The organism is Snodgrassella alvi (assembly GCF_002777855.1).
GTDB classification, from domain to species: domain Bacteria; phylum Pseudomonadota; class Gammaproteobacteria; order Burkholderiales; family Neisseriaceae; genus Snodgrassella; species Snodgrassella alvi_E.
Genome location: NZ_MEIK01000015.1, coordinates 286398 through 300195 on the forward strand (window position 1 = coordinate 286398; position 13798 = coordinate 300195).

The window sequence follows — 13798 nt, forward strand, 5'->3', positions numbered from 1 at the left end:
TTTTCCCCCTTATTTGTTATTTAGTTGATTTTTCAGCCAATTCAATCCATCTTGAATATATTCAGGTAATGTTAACGTATTTTCTAATGGATCGGTGCCTGAAGTCAGGATAGTGAAAAGTAACGAACTGGCAAATTCGGTCTTGCTTACGTTATTATTAAGTTTGTGATGTATTTCGAAAGATCTATCTTTTTTGATTTCATCGAGTTTATTGATTTTATTGTTTTGAATAAAGTCTGTAGATAATTTAGGTAAAGCTGTATTTAGTATTTCAACCATGCTTTGATGGTTGTAGTTGGTTAGAATAATTGCTTCCTCTAGACTAGTGGCATATTGTTGTTGAATAGGTTTTTTTTGAAATACAACCAAAATATTTTCGCTTTCAATATATTCAACATTATCAAGTTCTTCAGTTCCTAGGAGTTCTTTCAAAGTTTTATTAGTAGTTTTTCTACCTTTTAAACTGGTAACTTGTTTAAAACTCTTTGGATGGTGTCCGTCTTTGTTGTTAGGACATTTCTTATTACATGTTTTATTTTTCTCGCAATCAGTACGCTTGATATCTATATCTGTAATTATTAAACAAGGTATCTGTAACTGTTTAATCAAAGGATAATATACTTTAGCATGAGCACCATCAATTCTAAATATTGATATATAATATTTTTTTAGAACTTCATCATGTTCAAGATAATAATTGAGTAAGAGCTCCTCAGTCCCACCTTCCACAAAGATCACGGCGTCTGAAAAAAAAAGTTCAGAAACTTTATATTTGATGTGTTTTTTTAGAAATATTAATTCTTTTTGTTCTTGTTCGTTCGAAGCTCCATCCTTACTAAGTAAAGCATCATATAATGGTATGACAGTGCTGCATCGGTCTTTAACAGTTAAATAGTTGATATTATTAAATGAATTGCTGCTATGAATTTTACTATTTACAATGTGTGAAGAATGCGTGGTGATGATAATTTGGCATTTAAGTAAAGCTGCAGTTGAGTCTGGCTTTTGAATTTGCTCTAATACTTTATTTACAGCTGAATCAATGCGTTTAATAAAAAACTCCTGCATTTGCGGATGCATAAATGCTTCCGGTTCCTCTATCAGTAGTAAATTAATGTGGCTGTGGTGGCTTGCTTCTGGATAAGTGTGAATATAGTGCACAATCTCTCCAATAATATTCACTAGATTAATATAACCCAGCCCAAACTGATTTTCAGGAATATAATCTTCACCTTCCCTGAAGCTGTATTTAATCAGCTTGTTTAAAATATCATCTTTAGAAACATTACCTCTCAATTGCATATCAAAATGATTGGGTTGCTCAATCTCTCTTAAAATCTCACTCACTGATTTATTTTTCTTTTCTACTCCAGAAGTAATGATTCCGTTTATATTATTTAGTCCCTCATTTAATACATCTTTGTTTTCTTCATTCATAAATAATGTGACAACGATTTTTTGGAAAATGCCGGATAAAACATCTTCTTTCAAATTGCGGTTTGCATCAATACATTTTATTTTTATTAAATTACTTAGAGAAAAATTGGTTACCTCTTCATCATAATTATTACGGTAGCTCAGTTTGTATTTTGTTTTATCTTTATCATCCAGCAGATTACATATTTTTTCTAGTGGCGCTAATTCAGGATTATTCTTATCTTCTTTGGCTTGAATTAAGGCTCTAACTTCTTGTAAAAAGCTTTCTTCTTCTTTTATGGAGTAATTTGCTTTGATTACAATGCTTTCTTTTTTATCTAGATTATCTAATGTTACAAACGGGCTCAGATTACTGATTAAATCTTCTTCAAAATTTTCTAATTTAACTTTTAATTCAAATTCTATTTTTGGTGTTTCCAGTTTAATATCCGTATTATCTTCTTCATGATTCTGAAATGCCGCGACATACGTCCCAACCAAATTTTTCAGATAATCCAAATTAAAATCGCTGGACGTAACCATTTTATTATCATGCAGCTTTTTTAAAGCGTTAGTAATAGTGGTTTTACCGGTATTATTTTTGCCGATTATCAGGGTACTTGAGGGTGAAATCAGAGGTACAGGAGAACTATTTTCTTTAGAATGGTCCGAAGTTTTATTTTGTGCTTGCTCTAAAGATTTATTTTTTATTTCATTAGAATTAACAAAAAATACTTCGTTGTCTTTTTCCCCAAACTTGCGAAAATTTTTAAGCGTGAAACTTTGTAGATACATTATGGTTATTCCTATGTAAATCAGTATAGCAAATGGGTTTTGCTTTTTTTCATTTTAGCCGGATGTTTGAGACTCATTAGCAGCCGGACAGACACTACATTAGCAAGATGATATTCTGGTATGATTTCAGCAGAAGTTCCTCCTTTTAAATAATTGTATTGAATAAAGATTTATTATTTTGTATTAATGACAAATTCTAGTAACAGATGTAACGGAAAGTCAAAAAAAATTGATCAAATTTTTAAATTAATTAATAATATTAATATGTTAATTAAAATTGGTATGACAAACATTTGTTCATGTCTTCAATCTAATTTAAAAAGTATATTTGCCAGTCAAATTTCTTAAAAAAATTTGCATGTAAAATAAGTTGAGGCTATAAATAATTTTCATTCAACAGTTCTGGCAGCAGCATTCAGTTTAAGGAGATACATATGAACAACATCTCAGTGGGCATTGTGCAGATGGTTTCTGGCACGAACGTGGCGGAAAATATTCAGTCTATGCGGCGTCTGGTGCGGCAAGCTGCGGCTGCTGGGGCTGAGTGGGTAGTGTTACCAGAGTACTGGCCCATTATGGGGCATGATGATACTGATAAGGTGAAGGTGGCTGAAGCATTTGGCGATGGACCGTTGCAAACCGCTTTAAAATCGCTGGCCGCTGAATTGGGTATCGTGCTCTTTGGCGGTACCATACCATTACAAAGCACAGATAAAGCCAAAGTGCTTAACACTATGATGGTATACGGCCACTCCGGTGAGCTGCTTGGCTTTTATCATAAAATGCACCTGTTTGGATTTGTGGGTGCCAATGAAAGTTATGCAGAAGCCGATACGATTTTGCGTGGCATGGATGTGCCGCAGTTAAAAGTAGATGATGTTTCCGTAGCTCAAGGTATTTGTTACGATTTACGTTTTCCTGAATTCTTCCGTGCCCAATTGCCCTTTGATGTACTTGTACTGCCTGCTGCTTTTACCTATACCACCGGTAAAGCGCATTGGCATACACTATTAACCGCACGTGCAATTGAAAATCAGTGCTATCTTCTCGCATCAGCACAAGGTGGTACACATCAAAACGGCCGCCGCACCTTTGGTCACAGCATGATCATTAATCCGTGGGGTGAAGTGCTGGCCTGTTTGCCGGAAGGTGAGGGCGTGATTACCGCGGAGCTGAATAATGATTTTCTGCAATCAGTACGCAGTAAATTACCGGCACTCCAGCATCGCATATTGTAATCAGGAATGATTTGGTTCAATAAAATAGCAACCTTCGCACTGGAACTGACGAGTTTGATAGACGTTTTGTCTAAATAATCAAATCTGTAATCATTTAAACAGGACAATAGCAATCATTACTTGTCCAAAAAAGAGAATCATGGCATGATTATCGATTAAATTTTGACTATATAAAGTTAAATGTTGAATTTTCTATCAAATTTTGATTTAGGAAGCAGTGGGCAGTTATGAGTGGTGGAACTAAGAAAAAATCGCATTCGCAATGGAGCTCGCGGATGGGCTTTATGCTTGCCGCAGCAGGTTCGGCAGTGGGTCTGGGCAATATCTGGAAATTTCCTTACATGGCTGGGCAGATGGGTGGTTCTGCCTTTGTGCTGACCTATCTGATTTGTATGTTTATCATTGGCCTGCCGATTCTGGTTGCGGAATGGTTGATTGGTCGCCGCGGTCAGAAAAATCCGATTCATACCATGGAAGATGTAGCTGCTGCTGAAGGGCGTTCTAAATCATGGCGCTGGGTAGGGATTATCGGCGTTTTAGGCTCATTCTTGATTCTTTCTTTCTATAGCGTGATTGGCGGCTGGGCTACCGATTATATCTTTCTGGCCGGTAGTGGTACCTTTAAAGGACTGCATGGCGATGGTACCAGTCTGGTATTTCAGCAATTTCTCGGTAGCGTAAGTCATTTGCTTACATGGCATACAGTGTTTATGTTTGCAACTGCATTGATTGTTGCCATGGGTGTGGGAGCTGGTCTGGAGCGTTCTTGTAAAATCATGATGCCGGGGTTGGGCGTTTTGTTGATTGGTCTGGTGATTTATGCGGCGGTTGTCAGTGGCCCTTCCTTTGGTAGAGCATTCACTTTCCTGTTTACCCCAAATTGGTCCGCAATTACCGGAAAAGCAGTGTTAGCGGCTCTTGGCCATGCCTTTTTCAGTTTATCGCTTGGTATGGGGATTATGATGGCCTACGGCTCCTATCTGGGCAAAGATGTTAATCTGATTTCTACTGCTCGTACTGTGGTGATTCTGGATGTTATCGTCGCCATGTTATCCGGCATGGCCATTTTTCCTCTTGTATTTGCCAACGGTTTGCAACCGGGCGAAGGTCCTGGCCTTATCTTCGTTACTTTACCAATTGCTTTCGGTAATATGGCTGGCGGTACTATTATCGGTATTCTGTTCTTTATTTTTCTCACTTTTGCAGCACTGACATCTTCAATTTCTTTACTGGAACCAACAGTCGAGCTCTTGGAAGAAAAAACCCACCTAGGCCGTAAATCCGCCACTCTGGTAAGTAGCGTGGTTATTTGGGCATTGGGTATTGCCTGTCTGTTGTCTTTTAATGAATGGCAGGATGTAACAATTTTCGGTAAAAATATTTTTGACAGCTTGGATTACCTTACCAGTAAACTGATGTTGCCATTAACTGGTCTGGGTACCATTATTTTTGCTGGCTGGATGATGAAACAGGAAACCATCCGTCAAGAACTGAATTTAAGTCCAGTAATATTTGCTGGCTGGAAATTTTTATGCCGAATCGTTATTCCAGTGGCAGTGATTGCTATTCTGATTTACGGATTTATGTAATGTTGGTATAATTATTATTAGAATATAGGTTTATCACCAAATAAAAGCACAGGCCGGCAAAGAAAATTGCCGGCCTGTGCTTTTATTGGTATGTTTTGTAACTATTTGATTTTTATAAAAATAAATAAAATAGTTTATATTTTATCCAGATATAGTTCAATCTTAAACTAGCTTTTATAAAAGCTTCTAAATCATTCTTTTGTATAGTGAATTAGTGTTGCATAAGTCATGCTGCTCGCTTTTAAATGATCTATTTTTCTACCATTTAATACCATGGATTCTTTTTCCATCTGGTTTAAGCAGCAAAATGAAGAAAATGTGATATCGTTTTATGCTTAAGTAATGAAAAGCTATTATGCAGAAATTATTTTTTAACTAAGTTGATAATACTTATGCTCTCCATCTTTGTGCCGATATTTTGAACTGGATGCAATTAAAATATTAGCATCTGATGATAAAAAACAAAATTTTGGATGATAAATATTTAAATTTTTTTCCGTTTCATCAAAGCGCTGCAGATATGTCGAATACCGAAATCTTTAGAAGTAAGCGGATAAATCATTTTTGTGGCAATAGCTCGCTACAGCATTCTGGCTAATCATTTTTCAAGCCCGAATAAAATCAATTTTCTGCTTCTGCCTCACGTCCAGAACCATGTTTAGCAATTAGCTCTATACGCATTAGCAAATAAAATACCTAATATCAGCTCCTTCACATCGTTACGCCTGCCTTGCGCGCAATTGCTAAGCCTTCTTCCACACTCATATATTGCGGAGGCTGAACACAATCTCGCAATACAATCGCACCCTGACTAAACATAACTAATTCATTCACAGCCAGTTGTTGCCATTGTTCGTTACAGGTAAGGGGTAGGGTGGCGATTACAGCTACTCGGTCGTGTGGTGTAGTCACCGCAGAAAAATCAATCGCTACATCTTCATCTGATAGCACGGCCTTACCAAACGGCGCCTGTCGAATAATATAAAAGAGCAGGGTACTGGCATGGGCGATTAACCAGTCGCCATTGGAAAGCATATAATTAAATAGCCCATACTGGCGTAGCTCAGCTGTGATTTCAGCTATTGTTTTGAATAATACTTCACGCTCAGGTTTATGGCGAAAACGCTGGCGAAGCTGTTCCAGTAGATAGCAAAATGCCTCTTCTGAATCAGTGGTGCCAACCGGAGTAAAATATTCTCCTTCGGCTGGTTTGAAACCGCGTAGATTACCATTATGTGCAAATACCCAGTATTCTCCCCATAGTTCGCGTACAAAAGGATGAGTATTTACCAAATGCACTTGTCCCTGAGTAGCTTTGCGGATATGTGCGATCACATTTTCAGATTTGATTTTATATTGCTGCACTAAATCGGCTACAGGTGAGCTGGCACAAGGTTTATCATCTTGCAGGAGGCGTACCCCATGGCCTTCGAAAAAAGCAATTCCGAAACCATCCGCATGATTATCAGTTAACCCACCGCGTAAACGAAATCCTTCAAAAGAAAACACGATATCCGTAGGGGTATTGCAATCCATGCCTAACAACTGGCACATACTAATATTTCTCCTTCAATCATTAAATACTGTAATAATAATGTTGCACTATTTTAAGATTATACAACCTGATTAAAGTAATACATAATTCAAGCGCATAAATTATGATAAAAAGCCTGTAACTGTGGTTACAGGCTTACTTGTAGTCTACTAGAGTAGACACTGTCTTTTATAGTACTGATGAGGCAGATAAAATCTCAGCAGAAGAAGTAAAAGCTTTATATTGAGCTGAAGAACACGCCATACCAACAACAGCAAATCCTCTATCCATGCTGGCGATAGCCTGATTGAGTAAAGCCGCCGTCGCATGATTAAAAACCTCATAGTCAGCGTTTGCCGCTACTGCAACATTCTTTACTGGTTTGCTGATCGCTGCTGCAAACGTGTTTTCTGCTACCATATCCTGTCCATCATTGTCTCTTAAGATACCAGTATCTGGAAGCATCGTGCTTATATCCGGCCAGTTGAAATATTGTTGTTCCAACCCTGAAGCATTACTGTAAGAATCATCTGAATCTCGCAGCAAACTATCGTCTATAGCATTTATCTGGCGGCTCTGAATAGCACTACTGATTGCTTCGTTCTGTGGGACAGGACTAAGCGTTTTTTTCTTGGTGATCAGATTTAATAAGGTCTTCCCTTGCTTACCATCTTCTGTAAAAATGATATTCGCTAAATCTGAATCTTTTTTCTTGTTTTTAATATCATAGCCAACCAGATAAATAGCATCGCCATTCACCTTGTTTTTAACCATTATCCCATCTTTATAAGCGGTAAAAGAAAGCGATTTTAAGTTGTCCACTTTAATATAAGACAAGCCGTTATGATCATCAATGGTTGTGATTCCGTCGCCATTTTCCACAATGTAATAATCATCTCCTAAACCGCCATTCAGATAATCATTACCTTTACCACCTTTCAGAATATCGTTACCGGCGCCGCCATATAAGTTATCGTTGCCTTCACCGCCGTATAGCTGATCGTTTCCATCATCACCCTGGAGGTTATCATCACCTTTGCCACCACTGATGAAATCATTACCATTCCCGCCATAAAGCATATCATTACCGGTGGTACGGCTTGTATTATCATCTACAGGTTTTTCACTGTCGCCATAAATAATATCATTGCCATCACCACCATAAATCACATCGTTACCATCACTGCCTATTAGTTTGTCATCACCAGTGCCGCCGTCCAGATAGTCATTCCCGTATCCACCATTGATATAATCATTTCCACCTTCGCCATATAAAATATCATTTCCTACCGAAAGCTCTGATTCAGTGTGAAGGTCGCCATATATTTTGTCATCACCATCGCCACCGTAAATGACATCATCGCCTGTATATTTCATATTCTTGGTCATTAAATAAAGCGGTTCTAATTTATTATTAGATATTATCCAGCCAGTAATATTCAGGAAATCTCCGACTATCACATCGTTACCATTACCACCATAAATATAATCATTTCCACCTCCACCGTAGAGCCTGTCATTTCCCTCTCCGCCATCAACTACATCATCACCATATCCACCATCAATTAAATCATCACCATCTTCACCGTAGAGATGATCGGAGCCATTTATAGAGCTGTCTTCATTTGCAAAGGGTACATGTTCATCACCATATATTTCGTCATCACCTTTACCACCATAAATCCAGTCATCTCCGCCGCCACCGACCAAAGTGTCTGAGCCAGCTCCGCCATCAATATAGTCGTTACCTTTTATTTCGTTGTTTTGAGCATCATCTCCATAAATAAGATCATGACCATCATCCCCATAAAGCGTATCATTTCCCTGGCCGCCATAAATGAAATCATTATCATCGCCACCATAAATCACATCTTCACCATAGCCACCATAGAGCCTATCCATACCAGCATCTCCCCAGATATGATCATTACCTTGAAAATACACATCTAAATTAGTGCCAGAATAATAATCGCCGTAGATAGTATCGTCATCATCGCCGCCAAAGAGAAAATCGTCTCCACCCCCACCCAAAATATAGTCACTGCCGCTACCACCGTAAATAGTATCGTTGCCATGATATCTAGCAGGCGCCATTTGATATATTGATTCTGGAATGAAATCGCCATACAGTTTGTCGTTGCCATCGCCACCAATAATTACGTCATTTCCACCGCCGCCAATAATTTCATCAGCGCCTTCGCCGCCATCGATACGGTCATCTCCATGCTCATAAAGGGAAACATAATTCAGATAGCCAGGTAAGATAATACCATCGCCATATAAAATATCATTTCCTTTACCGCCGATAATATAATCATTACCCGCCATTCCATATACCGTATCATTACCGCACTCAGTACTGTCCGGTGCTGCGGAATCACCCTCAATATAATCATTCAGATTACCGCCAAGAATATAATCATTGCCATCACCGCCATATAAAAAATCACCATTGTAGCTAGCATCGGCTGAGATTGATGAAGTTTCATTTATACTTGAAGTGACACCACTCAGAATCTGAGTATCATTTTTATCAAGATAAACACCCCAGTTGGGGCCAGCATAAATAAGTTTCTTACCCGAAGCCGGCATTTTCCAACGCTCTTTCGGTGATTTTCGTGTAGATATAGATAAATGATTGTTGGCTAAAATAAAATCATCTCCAGCTCCACCTTTTATCGTGTCCGAGCCACCACCGCCAGTGAGCAAATCTGTACCATCACCACCATAAATCACATCGTCACCGGCATTGCCGTCTATAGCATCGCCTCCAGCCATGCCCCAGATTTCATCATTCTTGGCGCTACCGAAAATCACATCTTCAAATCCTTTTTCATCTAGACCATTGATAATACGGCCATCTGAGGCGCGATTATCCCAATCGTTATGATAAGTACCTTTGTAAGGTAGCAAATCTTCATCAAAGTAACCTTCTACATTAATTATTTTCGGCCGAGAATCACCCATAAATTTTTTTCTGTCTTTATCTGGTGGTGTGGCCATGGCAGGTAAATGAATGCCAAGCTGGTTTCCACTTTGCTTGCTCCATCCGCTGATGGTAAGTATATCTTTATCATTAATTAGCGATTGAATACATAAATCGCCTTCTTCATTCAGCCATACCTGCCATTTATTATCTTTAGTCTGCCACAGATTCAGCTCTTTTTTTATCCACTGATAGGAAGAAAAATGCTTATTATTCAAATAAACATCACCATTTCCGTCACTATCAATAATACGATCCTGCCCGTCACCACTATTAAAGTAATAAGCATCAGACCCAGCACCACCAATCAAGATATCATTACCACCGCCACCTATCATTTGGTCATTACCATTACCCCCAACCAACACATCCGAAGCCGCTCCGCCTTGGGCAACGCCATTTTCATTGTCTGACAGCATCACCACCTGATGCACAGAAGTATTGGCTTTAGGATTCGTGCTCCAGCTCTGGCCGGATACCCCATCTTTAAACATAATGGCATCATTATCAGAAAAACCGTAACCCTTGCGTATAGATTGCACAAAGGTTTTTAGCTGTTGATAGCGCGGCCGCTCCGAGAAGAAATCGTGAAATCCATCATAATCAAATTGCTTATCCACATACTGATTGAATTCAGAAGCCTGAGCATAGCGAAATTCCTGCAGCAGCCAGCAGCGTATTTTTACCCAATCTTCACCCATTTGTGCCAGCGTACGTTGCTCAGGTACAAAGTCAGGATTCAGTACTACCACCGGATTCAGCTTTTCCAACGCATTCAGATAGAGAGACACTTTTTCTGTCTCACCCTGTTTGGTCAACCTTTGCAGTAAATCAAGTACTGATTCAGGTGCACCTTCTATCCAGTCCAGCTGATATTTGAATTCATATTCATCTTTAATGCCGTTTACCGGCTGCCGGTGCCCTGATTGAGAATCAAATACAAACTCCAGCCCTTTTTCCAGAAAATTCTGGTCATTAATCGAAGATATCAGTGCATCATGGCTATTGAGGATGCTTTTATTCAGTACGGCGGCCATAATCCATTTGGTAACAGCGGCGCCGCCTGCCAGCAGCCAGTTATTTTTTAATTGTTGTTTGGTCGTTGTAGAAGTGTGGCTATTGCTGAAAAATTCGCCAGTAAGCTTATTTTCCGGCGAGGTATATTTATCATACCAGCTATGGCTGGATAAACTGAACACATTATGTTCCAGCGCTTCTGCGCTTATCCCCATTCCTGCGGCCACGATATCCGTATCGCGACACCATTTCAGTGCCTGCTGTTGTTCCTCACCAGAAATGGCAATCTTTTTAAAGCCCAGCTTATCTGCCAGCAGGTCTGGTAGCTCGGGTTTATTTAGTATCTCGCCCAGTACACCTGCAGAAAGGCTGAGTGAAAAAGTAAATGAACGAATGATTGATTTTCTGGAAACTACATTCCCTGTGGATTTATCTACATAAATATAGCCATTCTTGGCATCCAGCATAATATTATACAGCTCTAAACTTACTATCGACCCGCCACTGACAACTTCTCCTTTGGTTTTACGAATGTTTTCCCACATATTTTCAACTACCTGAGCACCTTGAATAATACTGCCATCAGTTCGAGTGATTGACGCATTATTCTGGATAATTGACATCGGTGCATAGAGTGTCCAATAGTTGATATCTAGATTATTCTTTTCAAACACTACATTATGGAAATTGAACATTTCTTCATAGCCAATATCTGCACCTTCTTTTCCATCGTCAAGCTTTTTAAGTAAGATATCTAAATAGCCTAAGGCCATATCACGACGCACGCTGTCTATTCTGGCTTGCGTAATTACTTGTTTCTTATCCCGTGCGACCGCCTGCATAAACTCTAGCGCCCCGTTGCCTGTGATACTATCGCCGGTCGCTACTCCTATAGCCCAACCTGCATAATCATAGCCTTTTTCTCGCAACATCTGATATATTTCGCCGATTGTCGACAAATTACCTGTTTTGATTTTTTGGTTCCAAGTTTTCAATTGTTCTTTTGTTAATATTTCTGGTTTAGACATTGTATTACCCCTTTCATATAGTAGAGACTTAGATTAAAAACCAAAATATTAGAATATGTTTAATTAAATTTTCCTGCTTGTTTTTTTATTAATCTGCCATCATTACTAACAACCCAACTATTCAAAATGTAGTCTATATTTTTTTCTGTCTGTTCCCAGAATGATAGATAGTTTCGGTTATAACTAATATAAATTAAAATAGGAAGAGATTTTAAATAGAAGCGATGTTTACAAAATTGAACTTGGCCAATACAATCACATTGGATATAAGTTTTGATTTTCCCTTTTAGGTTTTTGTAAATAAAAATATCAGGACTAGAAATATCATCTTGCCAAGGTTGATTGGTAAAGGGATCAATTCCATTATTAGCTTTAAAGTAAGTTAAGCCATATTTTTTTTCTGATTGTTCAAAATATTCAAATTTGTCAATTTTTCTAGTTAATTGCAAATTTTCTTCAAATGCTTTGTTAAAATCCGTAGGCATAGAGGTTTTATACAAATTATAAACAATTGTATGTCCCCACGGAAAAGGCTCACCTCTAGGAATTAGAGTTTTATTATCATGCATAAAATCGATATCAGTTTTTTCTTTTTTGCTCAAAACCGCACCATCAGTAAGACGATACATAAATCCAAAGCTTTCAATGGGTAGTTGATAGGTAATAGGTGGCCGTTTGTATTTTTGTGCTTTTCTACTGGCATCAAAATCACCAGGGTCACCAATATAACGCACCCAGTGAAGCACTACCCCCCCGGGAATACTGACTGGTTTACCACCCAGATTACCAATGGAATCATAGCGGCCAAATCGGTCTTGATTAATGAAAGGTACCGGCTGCTGTTTGGCTTTGTCTTTATCCTTATCAGAACAGCCAGCCAGCAAAAGCAGGCCAGTTAAACAGACAGCTTTAGCATACGAAATCAATAAATTTCTCATACTGATGTCTCCTATCAGACTAACATATAAATTAGCATAATTTTAGGATAATGCAAACAAAAACATACACAAAAATTAACTAACGTAACGAAATATTAACTCTAAATGGATTATTATGTTTTAATATATATGCTATCTACCAAATATAATTAGCGTAAAATAGCTAGCAAACCGGAATTTCTCTAAAAAAATGACAAATTGGCTGAATGAGGTTGTATCAATATTACATGCATTGTTCCAAAAATAATTACTACAATTAGTGGTGTAACAGGTATGCATCTTTTAGATTTATACTTTGCCAGCCTGCTTTTTAATTAATTTGCCATCATTAGTGACTACCCAGCTATCCAGTATGACAGTGATATTTTTTTCGGTTTGCTGCCATAGTTTCAGATAGAGCCGGTCATAATTTATACTAACTTTTACTGGAAAATTACTAACAAAAAAATCATGATGACAAGATCGTACTTGACCAACAATATCACAAAGGATAAGGGTTTTAATGTTATTATTTGCATCCCGATAGATATACAGATCCCTTCCTGCAATATTATCTGTCCATGGCTGATTGGTACTGGGGTCTATACCGTTATTGGCTTGGTAATAGGTTAAGCCAAATACTTTATTAGGCTGCTTAGAATATTCAAAATCCCAGCTTTCTTTTGACGATTTTAAAATATTTTTAAACCTATGATTATAATTTTTGAATTGCTTAGGACTTACTAAATTATAAACAATCATGTGTCCCCATGGAAAGGGCTTACCTTCAGGAATTAAAGTTTTATTATCATGCAAATAATCTATTTCGGTTTGTTCTTTATAGCTCATTAGCGCACCATCAGTAAGGCGATAAAACAAACCAAAGCTTTTAATGGGTAGCTGATAAGTAATAGGTGGACGTTTGTATTTTTGTGCTTTTTTGCTGGCATCAAAATCACCAGGGTCTCCAACATAACGCACCCAGTGAAGTACTACGCCGTCAGGAATACTGACTGGTTTACCGCCCAGATTACCAATGGAATCATAGCGGCCAAATCGGTCCTGATTAATGAAAGGTACCGGCTGCTGTTTGGCTTTGTCTTTATCCTTATCAGAACAGCCAGCCAGCAAAAGCAGGCCAGTTAAACAGACAGCTTTAGCATACGAAATCAATAAATTTCTCATACTGATGTCTCCTGTAGGACTAACATATAAATTAGCATAATTTTAAGATAATGCAAACAAAAATATACACAAAAATTAACTAATGTAATGAAA

At 38.1% G+C, this 13798-nt stretch carries 7 protein-coding genes; 2 read left to right on the forward strand and 5 right to left on the reverse strand.

The features are described 5' to 3' along the window. Positions 1–9 precede the first annotated feature (9 nt). A complete protein-coding gene (locus BHC43_RS02070; protein WP_100156358.1) occupies positions 10–2211 on the reverse strand; it encodes an ATP-dependent nuclease in 2202 nt (733 codons plus the stop codon). Between the two features lie 434 nt (positions 2212–2645). Between BHC43_RS02070 and BHC43_RS02075 the strand changes: the two genes are divergently transcribed. Together BHC43_RS02075 and BHC43_RS02080 are read left to right on the forward strand one after the other, a co-directional pair. Beyond that, on the forward strand, positions 2646–3449 hold the full coding sequence (locus BHC43_RS02075) for a carbon-nitrogen hydrolase family protein (RefSeq protein ID WP_100156359.1): 804 nt from the start codon (positions 2646–2648) through the stop codon (positions 3447–3449). Between the two features lie 227 nt (positions 3450–3676). Next, positions 3677–5038: a sodium-dependent transporter gene (locus BHC43_RS02080; RefSeq protein ID WP_100156360.1), complete on the forward strand. Its 1362-nt coding sequence runs from the start codon at positions 3677–3679 to the stop codon at positions 5036–5038. 711 nt (positions 5039–5749) lie between these two features. Here the strand turns inward: BHC43_RS02080 and BHC43_RS02085 are convergent. The 4 genes from BHC43_RS02085 to BHC43_RS02100 all read right to left on the reverse strand — a co-directional run bounded on the left by BHC43_RS02085 (position 5750) and on the right by BHC43_RS02100 (position 13705). Further along, on the reverse strand, positions 5750–6592 hold the full coding sequence (locus BHC43_RS02085) for a class II glutamine amidotransferase (protein WP_100152327.1): 843 nt from the start codon (positions 6590–6592) through the stop codon (positions 5750–5752). Between the two features lie 169 nt (positions 6593–6761). Next, entirely contained in the window at positions 6762–11603 is a 4842-nt protein-coding gene (locus BHC43_RS10950) for a calcium-binding protein (protein WP_100156361.1), read from the reverse strand. Between the two features lie 59 nt (positions 11604–11662). Then, on the reverse strand, positions 11663–12541 hold the full coding sequence (locus BHC43_RS02095) for a hypothetical protein (RefSeq protein ID WP_100156362.1): 879 nt from the start codon (positions 12539–12541) through the stop codon (positions 11663–11665). A gap of 288 nt (positions 12542–12829) precedes the next feature. After that, entirely contained in the window at positions 12830–13705 is an 876-nt protein-coding gene (locus BHC43_RS02100) for a hypothetical protein (protein WP_100156183.1), read from the reverse strand. Positions 13706–13798: the final 93 nt, after the last annotated feature.